The following is a 24,168-nucleotide window of genomic DNA, read 5'->3' on the forward strand; positions in this document are numbered from 1 at the left end:
CGATTCTATCCCGCCGGCCCGGCGCCCGTGCGTGACCGCCCGGCTTCAGTGGCCGAAGCGGTAGATCAGCTCCAGCCCGACGCTGCGCGGGTCGCCCCAGGCGACGGCGCGGTTCGCATGCGGCACGTTGTCGATCGCCATCAGCGGATAGATCTCGTCGGCGAGGTTGCGGCCGTACAGCGCGACGTCGAGCGAGCCGCGCTCGCCGAAGCGGATGTTGCCGGCGGTGATCCGCGCGTTCCACTGGCCATACGCCGGAATCGATGTCAGCCCGCGGCGCTCTTCGCTGATGACGGTGCCGTCGCGCAGGCTGGTGTAGCTGTACGAGACGAACGCACGCAGGTCGCCCCAGTCGCCGCGCCAGGCGGTCCAGTCGATCGCGGCATTGCCGCTGTGGCGCGGCGCCGACGTGAACGGGTACAGGCTCGCCTGGTTGACGCCGTTGGGGTCGAGCGCCTCGAGCACGCGGGCGTCGAGGTAGGCGTAGTCGGCGAGCACGACCAGATCGGCGGTCAGCATCGCGGTAATGTCGACCTCGACGCCGCGCATGCGCGCCTTGCCGGCGTTGATGACCTTGGTGTCGGAGATCGAGCCGGGGATCAGGAAGTTGATCTGCATGTCGTCGTAGTCGGCCTCGTACAGCGCCGCGTTGAGACGCAGACGGCGGTCGAACCACTCGCTCTTGATGCCGGCTTCCAGCGACTCGACATACTCGGGCGCGAAGCCGTCGGTAAAACCGATGCCGTAGATCGGATCGGCGGTCGCGCCGGAGACGTTCGGATCGCGCACGTTGAAGCCGCCGCTCTTGTAGCTCTCGACGGATTTCACATAGACATTGACGTGGTCGCTGACATCGAACGCAGCGACGAAGCTCAGCGCATCGTCGGAGAACTTGCGCGATGCGGGGATGTCGTCGAAGAACTCCTCGCTGGCCGGCAGCGGCACTGCGGTGCCGACGCCGTTCTGGTTGATCTCGATGTAGGTCTCGCTGAGGCGGTACTTCACCGCGGCGCGCTTGTCCTCGGAATGCCGGTAGCCGGCTGTCAGGTGCAGGCGCTCGTCGAGCGCGGCCCAGGTTGGGGTCCAGGTGAACTGGCCGAACAGCGCGGTCGCCTCGTTGTCGATCGTCCAGTCGAAGCCGACGAAGTTGACGAGCCGCACCTGATCGACGACGCCGACCAGCGGCGCGAGCAGATCGAGCACGCCGCCGAGTTCCGGAATCTCCGGCGACAGCTCATCGATCTGGTTCAGCGAGATTGCCGAGCTGAGCTGATGATTGAGGCGGCGGCGATTCTCGCGGCCTTCCTCGTTGAAGTAGTACGCGCCGAGCACGTAGTCGACCGAATCGTCGAACAGCGTGCCGAGCAGCTGCAGCTCATGCGACCACTGCGTCTGCGTGACGGTCGGGATCACCAGCGGCGTCGGTCCGCCATTGGCGACGTCCGCCGCCGGGCCATCGTAGGCATTGCTGTCGAGGCGGTAGGTCGTCGAGCCGGCGCCGCCGCCCAGATCCGCGTACTGGCGGTCGGTGAGGTCGCGCCAGGCGCCGATGTACTTCACCTCCGCGCCGTCGAGCGGCACGGTCAGCGTCAGCGAATGGCCGTCGATGCGCGTGCCGGATTCTTCCAGCGGCGCGCCGGTCGCGAGGCTTTCGAGGCGGTCGGTCGAATAGACGCTCTGCGACACCGCGTACGGCTTGAACAGTTCGGCCTGGCCCTTGTTCGTCGTCGGCAGCGACACCGGCTGGAACGCGAGGTTGTAGTAGTCCATGTCGCTGCGGTCGTAGGCGTAGTCCGCGGTCAGCCAGTGCGTCGGCGTCCAGCGTGCGCTGAGGCGGCCAGCGAATTCCTCGCGGTCGCCGTAGTCGCCACCGGGACCGGTGTTTTCGACGAAGCCATCGCGCCGCGTTGCGAGCAGCGTTGCGCCGAACGCGAGCGTGTCGCTGACCGGCAGGTTGAAACTGCCGCGCGCCAGATAGTTCTCTCGGCTCGCGGCGCTGCCCTGCAGCGACATCGAGAAGTCGCCGGAGGTCGGGCGCTTGGTGATCAGGTTGATCGCACCGCCGGTCGTGTTGCGGCCGTACAGCGTGCCCTGCGGACCGCGCAGCACTTCGATGCGTTCGAGATCGGCGACGTCGAGCGCGAGGCCGACCGAGCGCGCGATGTAGACGCCGTCCATGTAGATGCCGACCGCCGGGTCCTGCGTCAGCTGCGCGTCGTTGATGCCGACGCCGCGGATGAACACGCGCAGCGTCGCGTTATGGGTCGGGAACGGTTCGATGGTCAGGCCCGGCACGTTGCCGCCGAGATCCTGCACGCCCTTGATCGCGCGCAACTCGATCGCCTCGGCATTGAAGGCTTCAATCGAAATGGGCGTGTCCTGCAGGCTCGCCGACTTGCGCTCGGCGGTGACGACGATCTCCTCGAGCGTCGTCGTCTGCGGTGGCCCAGGAATCGCGGTCGGTGCCGGCGCCTCCTCGCGCAGCGGCTCGACCGGAATGCTGGCGTCGGTCGCCACCTCGGCTTCGGGTGTTGCCTCGGACTCCTGGGCGCTGACGGTGCAGCTCAACGTCAAACCCAGCAGTGATGCCAACAGGCTGCTCTGCGCGCGCATGCGGTCCCCTCGTTATGTTTTTGCCCCTCGCAGGCCAAGCTATCGGTGCCCCGGCAGGGTCGCCTGCCGCAAACGGATGAGTCCGCGGGTCGCCGCATGATTCACGCTGCGTCGCAGCACCGATTGAGATCGCCATGCCTTCCGCAGCCCAGAGTCTCGCAGGACACCGCGCCCTCGTCACCGGCGCCAGCCGCGGCATCGGCCGCGCGATCGCGCAGCGGCTTGCCACGCACGGCGCCAGCGTCGTCGTCAGCGCGTCGCCGCGTTCGGTCGAGGCGCTCGCACAGACCGTCGGGCTGATCACGCAGTCGGGCGGTCGTGCCGCGTCGGTCACCGCCGATCTCGCGGATGCCGAGGAGCGCAGCGATCTCGTCGCGCGTGCCGGCGCCGCGTTCGGCGCGATCGACATCCTCGTCAACAACGCCGCGGCGATCCCGGTCTACGCGCCGCCGAGCGAGATGGATCTTGCCGCGCGCCAGGCGCTGTTCGAGATCGACCTGCACGCACCGATCGACCTGATCCAGCAGGCGCTGCCGGCGATGCGCGCCGCCGGCTGGGGCCGCGTGCTCAATCTCAGCAGCCAGATGCGCGAGCAGCCGCCGGTGCCGTATCCGGGGCCGGCGAAGCAGATTCACCGGCTGGTGGTCTACGGCGCCGCGAAGCTTGCACTGGATCGTTACACCGAAGGACTCGCCGCCGAGCTGCACGGCACCGGCATCGGCGTCAACGCCGTGCTGCCGTACAAGATCGCGCACACCGAGGCGGCGGACGCCGTTGCACGCGCGGTGTCAGGGGTGCACCCGGACTGGGTCGAGCCGGTCGAGATGATGGCCGAGGCGGCTTACCTGCTGATCGGCGGTACGCAGACCGGCCGCATCGTCATCAGCCGCGACGTGCTGCGCGAATGGCAGGCGCCGCTACATGCGCTCGACGGCGTGACGATGCTTGGCGATGCGCTGACGCTGGCGCGGGACGTCGCCAAATCGTAGCCCGGATGCAATCCGGGGGCGGTTGCGCTCGGCGAGCGCAGATCCCGGGTTGCACCCGGGCTACTTGAATCAGCAAGGAAAGAACCAGGAGAGCCACATGCCGCGTATCGATGTTGCCGACGATGTTTCGAGCTGGATGGGCCTGCATCCGGAACTGACCGCGGGGCTGATCGCGTTCAGCGAAGCGGTGTACGGCAAGGCGACCAAGCTGTCGCTGCGCGAGCGCGAGCTGGCGCGCATGGTGATTGCGCATATCAACCAGTGCGGGGTTTGCATCCGCACGCGGCGCGTCGTCGGGCCCGAGCAGGGCGTTACTGAAGATCTGTATGCACAGTCTCTGGACTGGCGTGCTGCGTCGAACCTGACTTCGCGTGAGCGGCTCGCGGCGGAGTTCGCCGAGCGGTTTGCGCGCGATCATCTCGCGCTGAACGCCGACGAGGCGTATTGGGCGCGGATGCATGCGGAGTTCAATGACGCTGAGATTGTCGAGCTGGGGACCTGCTGTGCGCTTTGGCTCGGTGCGGGGCGGCTGCCGCGGGTGCTGGATGTGGGGCAGAGTTGTTCGCTGCTGCTCTAGCATCTCGATACGCCTGCTTCGCAGGCACTCGATGCGAACGGGCTGTGTTTTAAGCGACTAGAACAAGGTTCCGTTCGTCTCGAGTGCCGCGCGCAGCGCGGTGTATCGAGAGACCCGCGCCAAACTAGCGGCGACCCCAAACAAAAAAGGCCACGCCTTGCGGCATGGCCTTTCGAAACCCAGCTGAAGCTTTACGCAGCCTTTGCCGGCTTCCCTTCCATGCCGCGCGCCAGGTGCACACCGTCCACCTGCTTGAGGATTTCCTCACGCTGCGCGCGCGGGTTGTAGAACTGCTTGTACCACTGGCGCTGTTTGAGGAACGGGCCGTCGCCCTGGACGAACAGGCCCTTGAAGCACGGCTTCTTGTGCTTCCAGACCTCGAAGTCCTGCGCGAACGCGGCAAGCGCCATTGCCTGGTACTGGCGCGCGATCTCGACGTCCTGTTCGTTGGCCACCGCCTGACCGGTCGGCGACTTGACCATCAGGCCGTGCCAGACATAGGCGCTGCCGTCGTCGACCGGCGTGTGCGCGATGTAGATGTAGGAATCGTGCGTGCCGATCATCTTGGTGATCAGGATGCTCGGGCCGGTGTAGACCGCTTCGGTCTCCAGCATCGGACCGTCGGCGGTCGTCAGCGTGCGGTGACCGCCGCCCATGCGCTGTACGGCGACCTGGCCCTTGAACTCGTTCTCGAAGTACTTGGTGATCGAACCATGCACCGGGCCGAAGTGGGCGACGTCGGTGATGTTGTCGACGATCTCCTGCGTGTGGCAGTTGACGATGCCCAGGTCATCGAACGCGATCGGCACCCAGGCCGGGTCCTTCAGTTCCGGGATCACCGGCACGTCGTAGTCCGGCTCGCCGCCTTCCGGGTCGTGCCAGACGAACACCGCGCCCATGTGCTCCTCGACCTGCCAGGCCTTGACGCGCGCCGCCGGCGGAATCGGGCCGGTCGAGTAGGGGATGTGGTTGCACTTGCCATCGGGGCCGAAGCGCCAGGCGTGGTAAGGGCAGCGGATCGAATCGCCTTCGACGGGACCGTCCTGCGCGACGTACGAAGTGCTGTTGCGCGCGAGGTGGGTGCCCATGTGCGGGCAGTAGGCGTCGAGCAGGATGACCTTGCCGCTCTGCTTGCCGCGGTACAGCGCGAATTCCTGGCCGAAGAACTTCACGCCCTGCGGCTTGTCGGTGATCTTCGCGGACTCGCCGACCATGAACCAGCCGCGCGGGAAGGTGAACTCGCCGAGGCCGTATTCCTTGGTTGTTGCCATCTGATACTCCGGTGCCGCAAATGCTGCGGCGGAAAAGCGGGTGGCCGGACTCCCGGCGATGGCGGCAGTTTGGGAACTCCCACCCCTGCGTCGCATCATCCATTTGCATGAAGTTGATGCCGCGGCGCAGCCTTAGCGTGCAGCTGAACAAAAAATGAAACGCGACGGAGAGAGAGATTTGCCAAATTCATCACTGAAGCTGGCGCTGGCCGGCTTGCTGCTGCTCGGGCTTGCCGCCTGCGGCGGCAGCGACAAGACCGCCGCGGAACCGGGTGCAGAGGGCGCCCCGCAGCTGCGCCGCGACGGCCGCTGGCTGGTCGATCCGCAGAACCGCGTCGTCATCACGCATGGCGTCAACCTGGTCTGGAAGCTCGCACCCTACGTGCCGCCGGCGAGCGCCGAGGGCTTCGCCGCTCGCGACGCCGACTGGCTCGCCGACAACGGCTTCAACTCGGCACGCATCGGCACGCTGTGGGTCGGCGTTTCGCCCGACGCGCCGGGGGTGATCGATCAGGACTACCTCAACGCATGGGATCGCGTGATCCAGCTGCTCGCGAGCCGGCGTATCTGGATGCTGTTCGACTTCCACCAGGACCTGCTGAATCACGACTATCAGGGCGAAGGCGTGCCGGACTGGGCCGTCGAGCCGATCAAGGGTTCGCTGACGACGCTGCTCGGCCCGCCGGCCTTCGGCTTTCCGTTCAACTACTTCACGCCGCAGCTGTCGCAGGCCTACGACAACCTGTGGTCCGAGAACGGCCCGGTGCGCGACGGCTTCCGCGACGCCTGGATCGCGGTGGCGCGCAAGTGGCGCGACCAGCCGTACTCGATGGGCTACGACCTGCTCAACGAACCCTGGGCCGGGCTTGAGTACCCGACCTGCCTGATCCCGATCCTCGGTTGCGAATCGCACGAGCGCAACGAGCTGCAGCCGTTCTTCGAACACGCCCGCGTCGGTATCCGCACCGTCGATCCGGACAACCTCGTCTGGTTCGAGCCGCAGCCGATGATCAGCACCGGCGCGCCGGCCAGCGGCTTTGAGGCGATTCCGGGAGAAGATCAGCTCGGCTACTCGTTCCACTACTACTGCCCGCTCAATACGCTCGGCAACGCGCTGCAGCTCGGCTTGCTCGATGCGCTGCCGATCGGCCTCGAGGACACCTGCGGCCCGTTCGGTGATCGCACCTTCGCCGAGGCGCGCGCGCAGGCGGACAAGATGCAGGCGGTGGAGCTGCTGACCGAATTCGGCGCAACCGATGACTTGCAGGTCATGCGCGACGTCGCCGCCGAAGCCGACGAGCTGCTGATCGGCTGGCAGTACTGGCAGTACAAGAACTTCAACGATCCGACGACCGAATCGCAAGGCAGCAGCGCGCAGAGCCTGTTCACCGACGACACCGACCTGTCGACGGTGAAGGTCGAGAAGCTGAAGCTGCTCAGCCGTACGTATCCGCAGGCGACCGCAGGGATTCCGCTGTCACTGTCCTTCGATCCGGACAGCGCGGCGTTCGAGTATCGCTATACGCCGCGTGCGGCGAGCGGGCCGACGGAGATCTTCGTGCCGGTAGCGCTGCACTATCCGGACGGGTACAGCGTGCAGGTCACGGGTGCGCGGGTGACTTCAGCGGCGGATGCGGCGTTGTTGACGCTGGAGAATGAGGCGGGGGCGGCGGAGGTGGTGGTTCGCGTCTCCCGCTGAGTGCCGTAGGCTGGGATGAAGCGCAGCGAATCCCAGCAGCTGGCGTCGCCTCGCTGGGATTCGCCACCGCTTCATCCCAGCCTACGAATGCGACACGACCGTTCGTGTTCAGTCCCGTAGCCCGGATGAAATCCGGGAAGCGTCGATATCGGCACGCGCGAACCCGGGTTTCACCCGCTACCCGAGGCGGCGCCGCGACAATGCGGCAAGCCCGCCCAGCAGCACGCTCAACCAGCCCAGGCTGCCGCCGCCGTTGCCATCATCTGCACCGGCACTGCCGCCATCGCCACCGCTGATTGCGCAGCCCGCCCGGATGTCGTCGCAAACCTGCGCCTTGCCATCGCGGGTCGGAAAATCACGCGCCGCGCGCTTGTAGAAGCTGAAGCGTTCGCTCCAGTCCGCATCCGCCAGCAGGCGCGCATCAGCAGTGTCGTAACCGGTTTCGCCGGATTTCTTTAGCCAGCGGTCGAGCCAGGCCATCGTGTAGTGCTCGGCGAGCGGCCGGCCCCAGCCGCCGGCGCAGGTGCCGGCCGACGTATCCGCGCACCAGGACGACGATGGAAAACCCGGAATCAGCGACCACTCGAAATGCGAGCTGCCCTGGATCGTGAACTGGAATACCGGTACTCCGGCTTCCTGCCAGCCGAGGAATGCGGACTTGTCGCCTTCGGGATCGGGTTCCGACGTCGCCGGCAGCGGCGTGAAACCGTATTCGCTGGTCTGGCCCATCGCCGGGACGCGCGGGATGACGGCGGTGCGGCCTTCTCCGCCCGGCGTGCCGAGGCTGTCCCAGGCGACGATCACGTCGACCGGATTGTCGCGGTCGATCAGTCCCGGCCAGGGTTCCGCACCGGGCGCGCCGTAGCTCTGCACGACGCTGACGCCACGCGCGCCGAGCGAATGCCCGGCCAGGCCGAGGCGTGTCGGATCGATGCGCGCGATGTGCGGATTGAACGCGGCGACCTCGGTCGGATAGGTGTCCGCGCAGCTTTCGTTGTGCGGGTACGGTTGGGCGCTGCTGGAGCGGAAGAAGTCGATCGCGTCGACGAGGCCGTCCCAGAACACGCTGGAGTCGATGTTGCCGCCCTGACCGCCGCTCGGCGTCTGCCAGTCGGAGCGGCCCTGGCCGCGCGGGTCGAAGGTCATGACGACGTAACCGCTGCGCACCAGGGCCTGGGCTGCCCACCAGTAGATCGGTTCCGGCGCCTGCACCGAGCCGTTCTCGATGACGACGGCAGGCAGGCCGTTGCGGTTGTTGCGTGGCGCCCACACATGGCCGGAAATGCGCGCGCAGTCGCGGTCGTAGTAGACGACCGGAATGACTTCGGCTTCCTGCTCATAGAACGGCGCGCCGTCCGGGCCGGGCGCTTCGGGATATCGGAACGGATCGCCGCTGCAAGGCTCCGCCCAGCTCGTGCACAGCGGCGTGACCGGCGTGTTGAGGTTGGGAATCAGCAGCCAGCTCGGGTCGGCAAGATTGCGCTGGGTCAGCGAAAGGATGTTCGCCAGGCTCTGCTGTTGCCAGCGCAGAACGAAGACCGGATCGGTCAGCAGCTCGACCGGAGACTCGACGGCGCGGGCCACGTTTGCGAGATCGCGTGTCCGCCATTCGGCGCTGTTGTATTCCGGGCCTTCGGGTACGGCCAGCGCCGCAAAGCTCGCAGCCGTCAGCAGCACGCCGACAGCCAGTGTCCTCATCTTCATGTTTTCCCCTGCTCGCACCAAAAACCACGACCGTCCTCTAGCGGGACGCGGTTCGCAGCCTAGCGGGTTGGTCAGGCCCCGTCACGCTGGCTAGTCACTTCGGGTGAAGCCCAAACCGGCGAATTCTGTGAAAAAGGCTGCGCCATGCGCAGTGGGGTTTCGCCCCGTCTGCCGTCCCCCATTGTTGTGAGGAGAATGCTGTGCAAACCAAATCCACGACGGTCACGCCGGAAATCCTGGTGCAGCGCGCGCGCGACATGATTCCGCGCCTGAAAGAACGCGCCAAGCAGACCGAAACCGACCGCAAGGTGCCGGACCAGACCGTCGCCGAGATGAAGGAAGCCGGCTTCTTCCGCGTGCTGCAGGCCAAGCAGTACGGCGGCTACGAGATGGACCCGCAGGTGTTCTACAACGTCTGCATGACCCTCGCCGAAGGCTGCATGTCGACCGCCTGGATCTACGGCGTCATCGGCGTGCACAACTGGCAGATCGCGCTGTTCGATCCCAAGGCTTCGGAAGACGTCTGGGGCAAGAGCACCGACGTGCGCATCGCGTCGACCTACATGCCCAAGGGCCAGGTCAAGCCGGTCGAAGGCGGCTTCCGCTTCTCCGGTCGCTGGGGTTTCTCCAGCGGCATCGACCATTGCGACTGGGTGTTCCTCGGCGGCCTGATCTTCACCGAAGGCCAGCCGCCGGAGTACCGCACCTTCCTGCTGCCGAAGAGCGACTACGAAGTCGTCGACACCTGGCACGTCATGGGTCTGAAGGGCACCGGCTCGAAGGACATCGTCGTCAAGGATGTGTTCGTGCCGGAATACCGCACGCACAAGGCGACCGACGGTTTCATGGGCACCAATCCCGGCCGCAACACGTTCACGTCGGACCTGTACAAGCTGCCGTTCGGCCAGATTTTCGTGCGCGCGGTGTCTTCGGCGGCGATCGGCGGCCTGCAGGGCGCGCTCGATACCTTCCTCGACTTCGCCAAGGTCCGCGTCGGCGACATGGGCAACAAGACCTCGGAACAGGCGCCGGCACAGCTCGCTGCTTCCGAAGCGGCGCTCGCGATTGATGAAATGAAGCTGGTGCTGAACCGCAACTTCGACGTGCTGCAGGCGAAGATCCGCGCCGGCCAGCCGCTCGACGACATCCAGCAGCGCCTGCACTTCCGTCACCAGGCTTCGCAGGTCGTCGAGCGCAGCGCCAAGCACGCGTATCAGCTGTTCTCGGCCTGCGGCGGCCGCGGCATCTTTGTCGACTTCCCATTGCACCGCTATATGTTCGACATCATGGCGGCGCGCGGCCATTACGCGAACAACCCCGAGCAGTTCGGTCGCAACTACGGCGGCTTCATGCTGGGGCGCGAGAACACGGATTACTTCATCTAAGCGAAACCATCTCCTCTGCCCGCGAGCGGGACGAGGAAGGATTCAACGACAGTGTTCCCTCTCCCCGCTGGCGGGGAGAGGGCTAGGGTGAGGGGCGGGCCGGGACAGCAGCGCTCTCCGCAGGCCCCTCACCCCGACCCTCTCCCCGCATGCGGGGAGAGGGAGTAAAGAACGCAGGAGTACGGTGTGGGCATGAACGAACAGCAGTGGGACCAGGAATACGACGTCGTCGTCATCGGCTCGGGCGGTGGCGGCATGACCGCGGCGCTGTGCGCGCATGCGCAGGGGCTGAAGACGGTGCTGGTCGAGAAGGCCGACAAGTACGGCGGCACCAGCGCGGTGTCCGGCGGCGGCATCTGGATTCCCTGCAACGACGACATCGCCAAGACCGGCGGCAGCGATTCGTATGAAGAAGCGCTGACCTACCTGAAGACGGTGATCGGCGACGAAGTGCCGCAGAACCGCATCGAGGCTTACCTGAAGAACGCGCCGGAAATGGTGCGCTACATGGCCAAGAAATTCGGCGTGGTCTATCACAACGTGCCGAAGTATCCGGACTACTACCCGAACAAGCCGGGCGGCAAGGAAGGCTGGCGCTCGATGCAGCCCGAGGAGTTCGACGCCAAGCGGCTCGGCGCGGAGTTCGACAACCAGCGCGAGTCGTTCAAGGGCACGCTGCTGATGGGCCGCATCGGCATGGACCAGATCGAGGCGCACACGCTGTTCTCGCGCGGCAAGGGCTGGATCTGGCTGACCGTGAAGATGCTGCTCAAGTACTGGCTCGATATCGGCTGGCGCCGCCGCACGCATCGCGATCGCCGCCAGGTGCTCGGCCAGGCGATGGTCTCGACGCTGCGCTACGCGATGCTGCAGAACAATATCCCGCTGCAGCTGAAGACCGGCCTGTCGTCGCTGATCGAAGAAGGCGGCCGCGTCACCGGTGCCGTCGTCGAGCACAACGGCAAGGCCCTGCGTTACCGCGCACGCCGCGGCGTCGTGCTGGCTTCCGGCGGTTTCGAATCCAACCAGCAGATGCGCGAGCAGTACCTGGCAAAGCCGACCAAGGTCGAATGGACCGCGGCACCGCCGATCAACCATGGCGACGGCATCCGTGCCGGCCAGGCGATCGGTGCGGCGGTCAAGCACATGGACAAGGTCTGGGGCTCGCCGACCGTTGCCAAGCCGGGCGCCGCGCAGCAGATCACGCTGTTCGTCGAGCGCGGCATGCCGGGCTGCGTCGCGGTCAACAAGAAAGGCCTGCGCTTCGTCAACGAAGCCGCCGCGTATCCGGACTTCCGCAACGCGATGTACGTCGACGACGCCAAGGGCAATGGCTGCGTGCCGGCCTGGCTCGTGTTCGACGCGACCTTCCGTTACAAGTACCCGATGGGCATCTTCCTGCCCGGCCAGATCGAACCGGATTCCAGCCTGCCGAAGGATTGGCTCGACAAGGTCTATTTCAAGGCCGACACGGTCGACGCGCTCGCGAAGAAGATCGGCGTCGATGCCGCGAACCTCGCGAAGACGGTCGAGAAGATGAACGGTTTCGCAAAGACCGGCGTCGACACTGAATTCCACAAGGGCGAGACCGCGATCGACCGCTACTACAGCGATCCGAGCGTCAAGCCGAACACCTGCCTCGGCCCGATCGAGAAGGCGCCGTTCTACGCGGTGCCGATGTATCCGGGTGAGATCGGCACCAAGGGCGGCCTCAACGTCGACCCGCAGGCGCGCGTGCTGCGCGAGGACGGCAGCGTCATCGGCGGGCTCTACGCCGTCGGCAACACCTCGGCTGCGGTGATGGGGCCGACCTACGCCGGCGCCGGCTCCACCCTGGGACCGGCAATGACCTTCGCCTATGTTGCGGCGATGGACATGGCGCAGGCTGCAAATACCGTCAAGGCTGCCTGATGGTCGTCTCGCTGGGGCGCATGACTGCGGTGCTGGTCTGCGCGCTGGCGCTGCTGCCGTTCGCGGTGTGGTTCTATGACCAGCCGCTGACGCCGCTGCAGCACACGCTCGTTCACGACGCGGTTGTCGTCATGCTCGGTTTCTCGCTGCTGTGCTTCGTGCTTGGCGAGCTGTCCGGCAATATTTCGCAGGTCGACAAGCTGTGGAGTCTGCTGCCGCCGATCTATGCCTGGCTGCTGACGGCCAAGGCCGGCTACGAACCGCGCATGGTGCTGATGTCCGCGGTCGCCACAGTGTGGGGCATCCGCCTGACGTTCAATTTCGCGCGTCATGGCGGTTACAGCTGGAAGTTCTGGAGCGGCAACGAGGATTATCGCTGGGCGCATGTGCGGCAGATGCCGTTCATGGAACATCGCCTGGTGTGGACCGCATTCCATCTCGGCTTCATCTGCATCTACCAGAACATCCTGCTGATGGCGCTGGCGCTGCCGATCGTGCTCGCCGCCGACGCGCCGCGTCCGCTCGGCCTCTTCGACTGGCTGCTTGCGGCTGCGTACCTCGGCTTCGTGATCTTCGAGACGGTGGCCGACGAGCAGCAGCAGACATTCCAGAACGAGAAGAAGCGCCGCCTCAAGGCCGGCGAACGGGTGGATGGCGATTACGCGCGCGGCTTCATCACCAGCGGCCTGTGGTCGCGCTCGCGGCATCCGAACTATTTCGCCGAGCAGTCGCTGTGGATCGTGTTCTTCCTGTTCAGCGTCGCGGCGACCGGCCAGCTCAACTGGACGGTGGCGGGTTGCCTGATGCTGATGCTGATCTTCCAGGGCAGCAGCAAGCTGGGCGAGAAGGTGCAGAACCACAAGTATCCGGACTACCCGGAATACCAGCGGCACACGCCGCGGTTCTTGCCGCGGTTGTTCTGAGCTCGGCGGCTGGGCGCCGATACCTACCCATCTTGAGCATTCCCAGCCGACGCAGCGCTGGTGTACGGTGGCTTCGATCCCGCCATCGAGAGTTCCATGCCGACCCGCAACGCGCCCTCCGCGCTGCCAACCACGCTTCGCTTCATGGCCTCAAGGCTGCGGCGCCGCTGGCGTGGCCAGGTCGATGTGCCCGACGCCGCCGCATTCCGGCGCCGGGTGGATGCCGCGGCTGCGAAACTCTCCGCGCTGATCGAACGCTGTGACTGGATCACGCTGTCCGGCGCAGAGCCTGACTGGAAGCCGGCCGGTGTGCTGCTGCGCGCCGGCGAGCGCGTCACCGTGCTCGCGCACGGCCGCGTCTATGTGTCGCGCGGTCTTGATGTCGGTTTCGGCCCGCAGGTCGGCCTGTGGTATCGCATCGGCGATGCGCCGGTCGCCAAGCTGCTCGGCCAGGGTTGCAGCGTCGATACCGGCGCCGGCGGCCCGCTGCAGTTCACCTGCAAGCCGTCCGGAGAGTTTGCCGACGAGCAGGGCAATTTCGATCCATCGATCGCTCGCGCACCGCTCGCCGGCGAGTTCGCGATTGCGGTGATCCGCTGGCGCGGCGATGCGCAGCAGTCGCTGCAGGCCGCCGCCGCACAGGATGAAGACCTGTTCGGCCCGGTGCTGCGCCGCAGCCAGAAGTCCTTGGCCGCGCCGGCCGGCTGGCAGTATCTGTGGCGCCTCGGCGACGGCGAGATCTACCGGCCCGCCGACGACGGACGCGCCCTGTGCTGCGATACGCATGCCGATGTCGGCATCCTGCGCTTCCCGCTGCGCCGCGCGCTGACCTCGGCATCGACGCTGTCCTGGGCCTGGTGCGTCGAGCAGTTGCCGTCGCAGCTCGCTGAGCACATCCAGCCGACCCACGACTACCTGTCGATCGCGGTCGAATTCGATAACGGTCTTGACCTCACCTGGATGTGGAGCGCGGCGCTGCCGGTCGACACGATCTTCCAGTGCCCGCTGCCCTGGTGGGATCAACGCGAGACCCACTGGGTCGTGCGCAGCGGCACGCAGGAACTCGGCCAGTGGCTCAACGAAAAGCGCGACCTGATCGCCGACTACCGGCGCGCGATCGGCGGCGAGCTGCCGCGCGAGATCGTCGCGGTGTGGCTGATTGCGAACACCGCGTTCCAGCGTGGCGTCGGCAAATGCCAGTATCGCGGCATCGTCGTCGCCGACGCGGACGGCCGCGTCGTGGTGCAGCCCTGAGCGCAGTGCGCCGCAAGCCGATGGCGGCGCGTGCCGGCATCGATGCGCAGGCGTTCACCGTGCTCGGCTGCCGCCTGCTCGCGCTGGCGATGGCGCTCGCCGTGCTGTCGTTGATTGCTGCCGCAGTGATCGAGCGCAGCGTCGGCACAGCTGCCGCTGCCGCTGCGCTGCTCATCACGGTGTTCGCGCTGTGGTTCGCCGCCGACAATCTGGCGGCGCACTTCGTCGAGCGTCTCGCGCTGGACGGGCAGCGCCTGCCCGAGCCGCTACCGCGCTGGATCGTCGTGCTGACCGGCTTGCTGATCGCGGTCGGCGCGCTCGCGCCGCTGGCGCAGCTGTCGCTCGTCGCGCTGGTGCCGTTGCTCGGCGGGCTCGCGTTCGCGGCCATGGCGAAGCAGATCGCCGCGTGGCTGCTGCCGGAGGAAACATGGCCGCTTGAAGTCGAGGCGCCGATGGAAGCGCAGAGCGTCACCGAACTGCTCGGCGGGCTCGTCAATGCATCGGCGGCACTCGGCATCCGCCGCGCGACCGATCTCGCGCTGTCGATCAAGTCGGAAGCCGAAGGCGTCGCCAAGCGCGTCGTGCGCGGCTCGCTGGACGCGATGATCGCGGCCGTCGAGCAACGCCGCCCGGACTTCAGCGCATCGACCGCCGCCGACGGTACGGTCACGATCGTCTTCAGCGACATGGAAGGCTTCACCGCGATGACCCAGCGTCTCGGCGACCAAGCCGCGCATCAGGTCATCAAGGCGCACAACCACATCGTCCGCCGCGCGATCCGCGGCCACGGCGGCCAGGAAGTCGAGCTGCAGGGCGACGGCTTCCTGCTCGCGTTCGCCGATCCCGCGCAGGCGCTGCGCTGCGCGACCGCGATCCAAACTCAGTGCACCGAGTACAGCCGCCGCCATCCGGACACACCGATCCGCGTACGCATCGGTCTGCACTGCGGCACGCCGATCAAGGAAGGCGACCGCTTCTTCGGCATCACGGTCATCCTCGCCGCGCGGATCGCGGCGCAGGCACAGGGCGGCGAGGTGCTGGTGTCGGAAGACTTGCATCGCGTGGTGGCTGATGATGCGCAGTTCGGGTTCAGCGCAAGCCGCAGCGCCGAGCTGAAGGGCTTGAGCGGCGTGCATCGGATGTATCCGCTGGATTGGCGCCCTTAGGCTTAAAGGGACGCTAACTGTTCCTTCTCCCCGCCTGCGGGGAGAAGGTGCCCGCAGGGCGGATGAGGGGCGCGTGGGTTGGCTGAACAGGTCGGTTGCGCCAATGCCCCTCACCCGACCCTCTCCCCGCATGCGGGGAGAGGGAGTGCTCGATTCGATTCGGGGTTTGATCTCTGGCACGGGCCGCTTACTCTTGCGGCATTCCTACTGGATGGTCATTCCCTTGAAGAAGATCGGCGAACTGCTGTTCCTGCTCGCGTTGTCCGCAGTGCTAGCTGCGTGCGGCGATTCCGAAGCGCCCGGCGCGGGGCCCGGCCCCGGCACGCCGGCGCTCAACGTCGGCGACGTCGCGCCGGCCGACTGGCGACCGCTGCCGGCAGCGACGGCGGTCAGCGCCGCAGTGCAGGCCGAGCGCGACCGCATCCTCGGGCCCGATGCCACCGATCCCACGCAGGTAAAGCTGTGGTGGGTCGGCGTGTCGAGTTTCATCGCGACGATGAACGGCCATCTGTTTCTGTTCGACGCCTGGGAGCCGGTCGGCGTGCAGAAGGACTACGTGCCGATCGGCCGTGAGGAACTTGCCGCGATCCAGCCGGAGGCGATCTTCATCGGCCACGGCCATTTCGATCACGCGGCGGATGCCGGCTACATCGCCGGCCGCAGCGGCGCGGCGCTGGTCGCCGGTGCGACGGTCTGCGCGACGGCGCGTGAGCGCGCGGCGGAGTTCGACGCGACGCAGCCGTTCCCGTGCCTGATTCTCGGCACCCGCGAATCTCCCGGGCCCGGCGCGGTGCAGGCGATCCGCATCTGGCGCGATCTGCCGGAGGTGCAGGTGATTCAGCACGTGCATTCGGCGGTCGATCCGACCGACCTGCTGACTGGCGGCCTGCCGCTGGTCTTCGTGCCCGAGGTGCTGACTTATCTCGAATATCTCAATACCGATCCGCAGGAAATCCTGCGCTTCGCACAGACGCTCGGTGACGACGGCCTGCTCGGCCAGCCGGCCGGCGGTACCTGGGCCTATCACCTGCGCAGCGGCGACTTCAGCCTGCTGTGGCATGACTCGACCGGCCCGATCGGCGACGGCGAACCGGGCGGCCCCGAGGTGCAGGCGGCGCTGGCGAACCTGCCGGGCTGCGTCGACGTGCATGTCGGTGCGATCGTCGGCTTCGGCATGGTCACCAGCGGCCTGCGCGACTCGACGCTGTATGTCGACAGCGCGCGGCCGCACGTCAGCCTGCCGAGTCACCACGACGCTTGGGCGCCGGTCGTCGGTGGCGGCGCGGCGGCATACGAGGTGCAGTGGCGCAATGCGCTGGAAGGACTGGAGTATCCGCCCGAGCTCGACTACCTGCGCGATCCGGACGACTACCTGGTCGTACGCAGTTATGCCGTCGACGATCCGCGCTGGAAGACGCCGCCGCCGGGTTCGCGCTGCGCGCAGCAGTGAACGCGCCGACTAGTCGTCGACGATCACCTGCCCCGGAAACAGCACGTCGGTAAACCCGAACTGACGCAGATCGCGGATCCGCGTCGGGTAGAGGATGCCGTCGAGGTGGTCGCACTCGTGCTGGACGACGCGGGCGTGGAAGCCGGTCGCGATGCGGTCGATCGAGGTGCCGTGCTCGTCGAAACCGCGATAGCGCAGCTGCGTGACGCGCGGCACCAGGCCGCGCATGCCGGGCACGCTGAGGCAGCCTTCCCAGCCGTCTTCGGTTTCACTGGTCAGCGGCGTGATCAGCGGATTGCAGAGCACGGTGAACGGCACTTCCTCGGCGTCCGGATAGCGCGGGTTCTTCGTCACGCCGAAGATCACGACGCGCAGCGGCACGCCGATCTGCGGCGCGGCGAGGCCGGCGCCGTTGGCGTCGGCCATCGTGTCGCGCATGTCTTCGAGCAGGGCCAGCAGTTCCGGCGTGCCGAAGCGCTCGACGGGGGCGGAGATCTGCAGCAGGCGCGGATCGCCCATGCGGAGGAGTTCACGGATCATTCAGTGAGTTTAGTCGACACAGTGGTCTTCGAACATTGCGGCGGATCTCGAAACCATGCAAACCAGAAACCACCTTGTCTTGGCGGCGGCGCTGCTGGCGGCGCTCGCCGGCGCTTGCAGCCGGGCCGAATCCAAGGAGGACAAGGCGGCCGCCCAGAGCGAGCAGCGCCTGATCCTCAATGAGGGTTACAGCATGTTGTACAAGGACGCGTCGAGCATCGGCCTCGCCAAGCTGGTGCTGCTTGCCAAGCTCGAGTCCGACAGCTTCGACGGCGTCATCAAGCAGATCAGCGCCTATGGCGGCGAGCTCAAGGACGGCCTGGAACGCATCGAGAAGAATTACCCGGCGGTGCGCCTGGATCTGGACCCGCTGCCGGTGATGGAGCAGCGCAAGCGCAACGCGATCGCCAAGGATCGGGTGATCCATTTCCTGCCGTTCAGCGGCGCCAGCCAGCTCGAGTACGAGCGCACGATGCTGGTCAGCACGTCCAACGCACTCAACCATGAAAGCCATCTATGCCAGGCGATGGCCGATGAGGAGCCGGAGCCGGAGCTGCAGAAATTCCTGCGCGGCTGCGAGCAGCGCTATGCGTCTCTGCGCGATATGGTCATGGACGTGCTGAACCGCGAGCACTTCGTCGCGGACCCGGATCGCAAACCTTGAGCGAGAACCTTTAGAACGATTTCCCGAGGCGGATGCCAAGATAATCCGGCCCGACGACCGGCGCGATGGTGGTCGCATCGACCGGTGTCACGAACAGATGCGACAGACCATAGGCCAGCAGGCCGCCGGCGATGACATCGCGCCAGCGGTGGTGATCGGTGTCGACTCGCACATACATGACATACGCGGAGGCCGCATACGCCGGCAGACCGTACTTCCAGCCGTAGCGTTCGGACAGGAACGCGGCGTTTGAGACGACGAAGCCGGCATGTCCGGACGGGAAGCCATACGGGCTGCCGTTCGGCCGTTCCGACCAGTCGGTGTCCTTCAGCGCATAGCGCAGCGAGGAATTGATCAACAGCGTGAAGCCGACGCTGCGCAGGAACTGGCCTTCGCCTTCGTCGTCATCCTTGTATTTGATCAAGCCGTAGGCGGCGAGCGGCAGCAGGCCGGTGACGATGTCTGCGGGCAGTTCCTCTTCCATCGCGGCGGCACTGCCGGCTTGCGCCAGCATCGCCACGCCCAGCGCTGCAGACAGCATGCACGACTTGATTGATCCGACCATCTTGTTGCTCCTGAGGAAAAGGGTCTACGGGCCGCCGGCGCGCTTCGGCCGCCAGTCGACGGCGCCGGAGCGGGTCTGGCCGAGATAGGCGTAGCCGATGCTGAAGGTGCCGACTTCCTGCCGCGTATCGGGCAGGTTCTCGTAGCTGGAGTCGCGGCGCGACGCGGTGTAGGTCAGCACCAGTGCATGCAGGTTGTGCACGCGGACGGTCAGCGCGACGTCGCCGCGCGAGATGTTCTCCTCGCCGCCTTTCTCGTCGGACCCCAGGTCGCTGACGTAGTAGTGGCGCGCGGTCATGTCGAGCGACGCGCGGTCGCTGAAGATCAGGCGCAGCGCCGCCATGCCCTGCGGCGTGACCCCGTTGTGGTAATCGCGCTCGCCGACGCCGCGGATGGTGCCGGCCGAGCCGTAGCCAACGCCAGCGAGCGCCGTGCCCTGCAGCGCGACGGTCTTCGACATCCACCACTGGCCGGTCGTGCCGAGCGCCGCGGCGGTCGTCGACACGCGGAAGATCTGCGGCGCGATGTAGTCGTAGGTGCCGTACAGGCCCCAGATACCACGGTAGTTGTCGCCGATCTCGTAGTCGGTGCCGACCAGCAGGCCGCGCACGATGACGTTCTCCAGCACGTTGCTGGTCGCCGCGGTGAACTGCATGTGAAAGTAGTCGAACGGCTCGTCGTAGCGATAGCCCGGCTTGCCGGGCAGGCCGTAAGCGATCGTGAAATCGCCGATCGTCTCGCCGGTGTCGTAGCTCTGCGGGATCGACTCGCCTTCAGGGTCGACATTGCGATTGACGGTCGAGTCGACGCTGGAATCGACGTTGAGGCCGATGCCGATGCGCGTATAGACCGCCGGGTTGTGGCTGCGGAACACGCCGTCGAAGCGATCGCCGTAGGCCAGGCGGTTGAAGCCGGTCGACGGCGAGATCAGCGCGGCGCCGAGTTCGCGCCAGAAGCCGGGCGGCCCGCCATCGCCGCTTTCCAGCAGCAGGCTGGCGATGCGGAACAGCGGCTCGCCGAGGAAGCTGCCGCCGAAGCCGGTCGTGATCTGGTCATTGATCGACGGCGCGGTGATCTCGCCGAGGACTTCCCAGGCCGCGCTGCCGACGATCGTGTACGCCGAGGCTTCCCAGTAGCCAAGGCCGGCGGAGCGCGAGAAGCCGTGATACAGCGAGCCCTGGTACGGATGGCCGAACTGGTTGATGTCGAAGGGGTCGTTGTCGTACTCCCACTTGCGGCTCAGGTTGTCCTGCCAGGAATTGAGCGTCGCGTCGTAGTCCTCGATGCCGGAGAACTGGCGATTGAACAGGTTCAGCAGCACGTCGAACATCACGATGTCCGCAGCCGGCACCCAGTAGCTCTTGCCGTCGCCTTCGCCCCAGTTCAGCACCGGCCTGGGCTTCTCGTCGGCAAAGGCCGTCGGCGCCACTTTCTGCGCCTTGGAGTCGAGCTTGGGATCGTCCTCGGCACGGGCCATCCCGCACGCGAGCGCGAGCAGCAAGGCGGCCGTGCAGCGCGCTCGCTTTGCGAGGCAATCCTTGGAAATTCCCTGATCGAACATGACGGCCTGATCCCTGAACAGGCGTCGACCATGGCGCTCCGCGGCTGAATGTTTCCCGAACGTGACGGCAGGGTGACAGCAGCTTGCAGCGTGTCGGTCATGTTGCACGGCGCGGCGTGCATTTCGCAGTTCTGCCTTGCAGGCGTCACAATATGCCGCCGCACCGGCCCAGGCGCGGGGCCAACGAGATCAGCACGTGCACCCGACATCCCCAAACAGCTTTTCGAATCTGCCGCTGAACCCGGCGCTGCTGCAGGCGCTTGAGCAGCTTAAGTACGAGCAGATGACGCCGATCCAGGCGCTCAGCCTGCCGCTGATGCTCGAAGGCAAGGATGTCATCGGCCAGGCGCGCACCGGCAGCGGCAAGACCGCCGCGTATGGTCTTGGCCTGCTGTCGCAACTCGATCCGGCGCTGACGAAAGTCCAGGCGCTGGTGCTGTGCCCGACGCGTGAGCTGGCGGATCAGATCGCCAAGGAGATCCGCCGCCTCGCGCGCTTCATGCCGAACATCAAGCTGACCGTACTCAGCGGCGGCATCGACAAGCGGCCGCAGCTCGCGTCGCTGGAACACGATCCGCACATCGTCGTCGGCATGGCCGGCCGCGTGCTGGAACTCATCGAAGCAGGCGCGTTGAAGCTCGATGCGCTCAAGGTGCTCGTGCTCGACGAGGCCGACCGCATGCTCGACAGCGACTTCGAGGCCGCCAGCCGCGAAATCGTGGCGCGCTCGCCGAAGACGCGGCAGACGTTATTCTTCTCGGCGACCTTTCCCGACAACGTGCGCGACCTCAGCCGTCGCCTGCAGCGGCGCCCGGTCGAGGCGACGATCGACATCACTGCGCCGAGCACGCAGCTCGAGGAAGTGTTCTATGAAGTCGATCCGGACACCCGCACCGATGCGCTCGCCCATCTGCTGAGCACGCGCCGGCCGCAGTCGGCGCTGGTGTTCTGCCACACGCGGCACGACGCGCAGGACCTCAGCGACGCGCTGGCCGAGCGCGGCTATTCGGTGCTGGCGCTGCACGGCCACATCGATCAGCGCGAACGCGACGAAGTGCTGGTGCGCTTCGCCAACGGCAGCATCCGCGTGCTGATCGCGACCGACGTTGCCGCGCGCGGGCTCGACATCAAGGATCTCGAAGCGGTCATCTCCTTCGAGCTGGCCAAGGAAGCCGACGCGCACGTCCATCGCATCGGCCGTACCGGACGCGCCGGCAGCAGCGGTCTGGCGATGCACCTCGTCGGGCCGCGCGAGCTGGAGCGGGTGGAAGCACTCGAAGAAAAGCGCGGCAAGAAAATCCGCCTGCAGAAGCTGCCCACGAAATTCGAGCCGGACAACCCGCGCCCGCCGACCGTGACGACGCTCTGCATCGACGCCGGCCGCCTCGACAAGCTGCGTCCCGGCGACATCCTCGGCGCGCTGACCGTCGGCGGCGGCCTGGTCAAGGAGGCGGTCGGCAAGATCAACACCTACGACACGCGCAGTTATGTCGCCATCGACCTCAAGCAGGCCGGCAAGGCGCTGAAGGCGCTGCAGCAGGGTAAGATCAAGGGCAAGAAGTTCCGGGTGCGGACGATCGACTGATCGTTCTGCTGCGGCATCTCGATACACCCGCTGCGCGGGCACTCGATGCGAACGGGCCTTCGTTGTAGCGGCCGAACAACAAACCCCGTTCGCATCGAGTGCCGCGCCTACGGCGCGGTGTATCGAGATGCCGCGACGAAGCTAGCCCGCCGGCTGACTCAAAATCGTCGCGCTCAAGCTGTGCCCGTCAATATCCATGTACAGCTGCCGCTCCGTCACCGAGATCGCCAGCTTCGAGCGCCGCTGCAGGCGCTTCGCCGCATCGCTGACGAACTCGCGGCCGAAGCTGTGCACCGGCACCGACTCCGCGCGATGGATCTTTTTGCCGGCGTATTGTGCGAGCAGCTGCTGCGGATCGCGATGGCAGTACACCGCGGCACGGCCGGCATGCTTGCTGCCGCGATGCACGCGCTCGGCATCCGGCGCGCCGACTTCGATCCACGCGGTGATGCGGCCGGTCAGGTCGCGCACCAGTACCGCCGGTTCGTCGACCGCGGCAACGCCTTCGGTCAGCGCGATGCCCTCTTCGTATTCCAGGCAGTAGGCCAGCACGCGGACCAGCATGAACTCGGCCGTCTCGGAGGGCTGTTGGGCGACGCGCAGCTCGAAGTCCGCATAGACGCTGCGGTCCATGTCGGCGAGCTGGATCGTGAAAGTGTGCAGCGTTGCGGTGAGTGCCATGCGGCGATTATGACTGGCCCTAGGCGACGACGCCGAACAGACTGCCGATGCCGGCGGTAAGCGCCATCGCCAGGGCGCCCCAGAAGGTCACGCGCAGCGCACCGGTGGCGGTCGATGCGCCGACGGCCCAGGCCGCGACACCGCCGAGCAGGGCCAGGAAGAACAGCGACGTGGCCGCGACCGCCGGCACCAGGAAAGCCGGCATCAGCCAGGCGACCGCCAACGGCAAGGCGGCACCGGCGGCGAAGCTGCCTGCGGACGAGAACGCGGCCTGGACGGGCTGCGCCGGCATGCTCTCCGACAGGCCGATGTCGTCGCGCGCATGGGCGCCGAGCGCGTCATGCGCCATCAGCTGGTCGGCAACCTGCAGCGCCAGCGCCGGGGCAAGTCCGCGGTTTTCGTAGATGCGCGCGAGTTCGTCGCGCTCGCCACGCGGGTCCGATTCCAGCGAGCGCTGCTCGATCGCCAGGTCGGCGCGCTCCGCATCGGCCTGCGAGCTGACCGAGACGTACTCGCCGGCGGCCATCGACATCGCGCCGGCGACGAGTGCCGCGCCGCCGCTGATCAGGACGTTCTCATGCGCGCTGCCCGCTGCCGCGATGCCGATCAGCAGGCTCGAGGTCGAGACGATGCCGTCGTTGGCGCCGAGCACGGCAGCACGCAGCCAGCCGGCGCGGTGGGAGCGGTGGGTTTCGGCGTGACTCATGCGGGCACTCGCGATTTCAGATGCGACAAGCCTAACGCGTCGACGCTTTTTCTACCCCGCAAGGGTTAGGCGCGTCCGCGCCCCGGTTTGCACACTAGCGCCACGAACGACAACGAGGGGAACGACGATGGCGAAGCTGCAGGGCAAGGTCGCGCTGATCACCGGCGCGGGACAGGGCGTGGGTCAGGGCATCGCATTCGCGCTGGCGGCCGAGGGCGTGACGGTTGCTGTGACCGGGCGCACGCTGTCGAAGCTGGAAGCCACTGTTGCGGAGATCACCCAGCGCGGCGGCAAGGCGCTGGCGATCGAGTGCAATGTCCGTGACGCCGCTTCGGTCGAAGCCTGCGTCAAGACCGTGATCGCCAAGCTCGGCAAGCTCAACATCCTCGTCAACAACGCGCAGGAAGTGCCGCTAGGGCCGCTCAACGGCGTCACCGACGAGCAATTCGCCGCCGGCTGGGAGTCCGGTCCGCTCGCAACCTTTCGCCTGATGAAACTGTGCCATCCGTACCTGAAGGGCGACGGCTGCATCGTAAATTTCGGCTCGTCGGCGGCGAAGCGCTGGGACGCCGCCGGTTACGGCGCCTACGCCGCGGTCAAGGAGGCAATCCGCCAGCTGACCCGCGCCGCTGCCTGCGAATGGGCCAAGGACGGCATCCGCACCAACGCGATCCTGCCGCTCGCCGATTCGCCGGCGATGCAGTGGTGGACGCGCGAGCGTCCGGAAGAAGCGGCAGCGTTCATCGCCACCGTGCCGCAGGGCCGCGTCGGCGCCTGCGAGGAAGACATCGGCCGCTACGTGGTGTCGCTGTGCTCGGACGAGTCGCGCTACATCAACGGCCAGTCGATCGGCGTGGATGGCGGGCAGGCGTATCTGGGATAAGCGAAGACTCCCTTCTCCCCGCGTGCGGGGAGAAGGGAATCA

At 66.6% G+C, this 24,168-nt stretch carries 20 protein-coding genes; 12 read left to right on the forward strand and 8 right to left on the reverse strand.

Features of this window, described 5'->3' with window-relative positions; all coding sequences use genetic code 11:
- Positions 1-45: 45 nt before the first annotated feature.
- Positions 46-2,613 carry a TonB-dependent receptor gene (locus tag AC3WUF_RS17255; protein WP_492427873.1) on the reverse strand — a complete coding sequence of 856 codons (2,568 nt, stop codon included), beginning with the start codon at positions 2,611-2,613 and terminating at the stop codon, positions 46-48.
- Positions 2,614-2,747: 134 nt separating this feature from the next.
- On the opposite strand from AC3WUF_RS17255, the gene AC3WUF_RS17260 reads away from it, so the two are divergent.
- Together AC3WUF_RS17260 and AC3WUF_RS17265 are read left to right on the forward strand one after the other, a co-directional pair.
- Positions 2,748-3,602, forward strand: a complete 855-nt coding sequence (locus AC3WUF_RS17260) for an SDR family NAD(P)-dependent oxidoreductase (RefSeq protein ID WP_492427875.1) — start codon at positions 2,748-2,750, stop codon at positions 3,600-3,602.
- Between the two features lie 97 nt (positions 3,603-3,699).
- The gene (locus AC3WUF_RS17265; protein WP_492427877.1) at positions 3,700-4,179 is read left to right on the forward strand and encodes a carboxymuconolactone decarboxylase family protein; all 480 of its coding nucleotides are present in this window, start codon (positions 3,700-3,702) and stop codon (positions 4,177-4,179) included.
- A gap of 191 nt (positions 4,180-4,370) precedes the next feature.
- Here the strand turns inward: AC3WUF_RS17265 and AC3WUF_RS17270 are convergent, their stop codons facing one another.
- A complete protein-coding gene (locus AC3WUF_RS17270; protein ID WP_492427879.1) occupies positions 4,371-5,450 on the reverse strand; it encodes a 3-ketosteroid-9-alpha-monooxygenase, oxygenase component in 1,080 nt (359 codons plus the stop codon).
- Positions 5,451-5,628: 178 nt separating this feature from the next.
- On the opposite strand from AC3WUF_RS17270, the gene AC3WUF_RS17275 reads away from it, so the two are divergent.
- A complete protein-coding gene (locus tag AC3WUF_RS17275) occupies positions 5,629-7,149 on the forward strand; it encodes a cellulase family glycosylhydrolase (protein WP_492427881.1) in 1,521 nt (506 codons plus the stop codon).
- A 177-nt stretch (positions 7,150-7,326) separates the two neighbouring features.
- Here AC3WUF_RS17275 and AC3WUF_RS17280 read toward each other — a convergent pair whose 3' ends face one another.
- Positions 7,327-8,853 carry an alpha/beta hydrolase family protein gene (locus AC3WUF_RS17280; protein ID WP_492427883.1) on the reverse strand — a complete coding sequence of 509 codons (1,527 nt, stop codon included), beginning with the start codon at positions 8,851-8,853 and terminating at the stop codon, positions 7,327-7,329.
- A 257-nt stretch (positions 8,854-9,110) separates the two neighbouring features.
- Between AC3WUF_RS17280 and AC3WUF_RS17285 the strand changes: the two genes are divergently transcribed.
- The 6 genes from AC3WUF_RS17285 to AC3WUF_RS17310 all read left to right on the forward strand — a co-directional run bounded on the left by AC3WUF_RS17285 (position 9,111) and on the right by AC3WUF_RS17310 (position 16,942).
- Complete coding sequence (locus tag AC3WUF_RS17285; protein WP_492428427.1) at positions 9,111-10,238, forward strand: flavin-dependent monooxygenase; 1,128 nt, start codon at positions 9,111-9,113, stop codon at positions 10,236-10,238.
- A gap of 192 nt (positions 10,239-10,430) precedes the next feature.
- Positions 10,431-12,149, forward strand: coding sequence for an FAD-dependent oxidoreductase (locus AC3WUF_RS17290; protein ID WP_492427885.1), 1,719 nt, complete (start codon positions 10,431-10,433; stop codon positions 12,147-12,149).
- Entirely contained in the window at positions 12,149-13,072 is a 924-nt protein-coding gene (locus tag AC3WUF_RS17295) for a DUF1295 domain-containing protein (RefSeq protein ID WP_492427887.1), read from the forward strand. The genes AC3WUF_RS17290 and AC3WUF_RS17295 overlap by 1 nt, the downstream gene beginning before the upstream one ends.
- Positions 13,073-13,168: 96 nt before the next feature.
- The gene (locus tag AC3WUF_RS17300; RefSeq protein ID WP_492427889.1) at positions 13,169-14,326 is read left to right on the forward strand and encodes a DUF3047 domain-containing protein; all 1,158 of its coding nucleotides are present in this window, start codon (positions 13,169-13,171) and stop codon (positions 14,324-14,326) included.
- A gap of 5 nt (positions 14,327-14,331) precedes the next feature.
- On the forward strand, positions 14,332-15,492 hold the full coding sequence (locus tag AC3WUF_RS17305; RefSeq protein WP_492427891.1) for an adenylate/guanylate cyclase domain-containing protein: 1,161 nt from the start codon (positions 14,332-14,334) through the stop codon (positions 15,490-15,492).
- 211 nt (positions 15,493-15,703) lie between these two features.
- Positions 15,704-16,942: an MBL fold metallo-hydrolase gene (locus AC3WUF_RS17310; protein ID WP_492427893.1), complete on the forward strand. Its 1,239-nt coding sequence runs from the start codon at positions 15,704-15,706 to the stop codon at positions 16,940-16,942.
- A gap of 9 nt (positions 16,943-16,951) precedes the next feature.
- Here the strand turns inward: AC3WUF_RS17310 and def are convergent, their stop codons facing one another.
- A complete protein-coding gene (def, locus tag AC3WUF_RS17315) occupies positions 16,952-17,482 on the reverse strand; it encodes a peptide deformylase (protein ID WP_492427895.1) in 531 nt (176 codons plus the stop codon).
- A 55-nt stretch (positions 17,483-17,537) separates the two neighbouring features.
- Between def and AC3WUF_RS17320 the strand changes: the two genes are divergently transcribed.
- Positions 17,538-18,146, forward strand: a complete 609-nt coding sequence (locus AC3WUF_RS17320; protein WP_492427897.1) for a hypothetical protein — start codon at positions 17,538-17,540, stop codon at positions 18,144-18,146.
- 10 nt (positions 18,147-18,156) lie between these two features.
- On the opposite strand, the gene AC3WUF_RS17325 is transcribed toward AC3WUF_RS17320, so the two are convergent.
- The gene (locus AC3WUF_RS17325; protein WP_492427899.1) at positions 18,157-18,711 is read right to left on the reverse strand and encodes a phosphatase PAP2 family protein; all 555 of its coding nucleotides are present in this window, start codon (positions 18,709-18,711) and stop codon (positions 18,157-18,159) included.
- 24 nt (positions 18,712-18,735) lie between these two features.
- Positions 18,736-20,271: a DUF3943 domain-containing protein gene (locus AC3WUF_RS17330; RefSeq protein ID WP_492427901.1), complete on the reverse strand. Its 1,536-nt coding sequence runs from the start codon at positions 20,269-20,271 to the stop codon at positions 18,736-18,738.
- A 196-nt stretch (positions 20,272-20,467) separates the two neighbouring features.
- Here AC3WUF_RS17330 and dbpA point away from each other — a divergent pair, with 196 nt between their 5' ends.
- A complete protein-coding gene (gene dbpA / locus AC3WUF_RS17335; protein ID WP_492427903.1) occupies positions 20,468-21,856 on the forward strand; it encodes an ATP-dependent RNA helicase DbpA in 1,389 nt (462 codons plus the stop codon).
- Positions 21,857-21,997: 141 nt separating this feature from the next.
- Here the strand turns inward: dbpA and AC3WUF_RS17340 are convergent, their stop codons facing one another.
- Positions 21,998-22,537, reverse strand: coding sequence for a YaeQ family protein (locus AC3WUF_RS17340; protein ID WP_492427905.1), 540 nt, complete (start codon positions 22,535-22,537; stop codon positions 21,998-22,000).
- Between the two features lie 19 nt (positions 22,538-22,556).
- The gene (locus tag AC3WUF_RS17345; RefSeq protein WP_492427907.1) at positions 22,557-23,243 is read right to left on the reverse strand and encodes a VIT1/CCC1 transporter family protein; all 687 of its coding nucleotides are present in this window, start codon (positions 23,241-23,243) and stop codon (positions 22,557-22,559) included.
- A gap of 127 nt (positions 23,244-23,370) precedes the next feature.
- Here AC3WUF_RS17345 and AC3WUF_RS17350 point away from each other — a divergent pair, with 127 nt between their 5' ends.
- Positions 23,371-24,126, forward strand: coding sequence for an SDR family NAD(P)-dependent oxidoreductase (locus AC3WUF_RS17350; protein ID WP_492427909.1), 756 nt, complete (start codon positions 23,371-23,373; stop codon positions 24,124-24,126).
- The last annotated feature ends 42 nt before the right edge of the window (positions 24,127-24,168 follow it).

The organism is Fontimonas sp. FW305-C-3 (assembly GCF_058783185.1).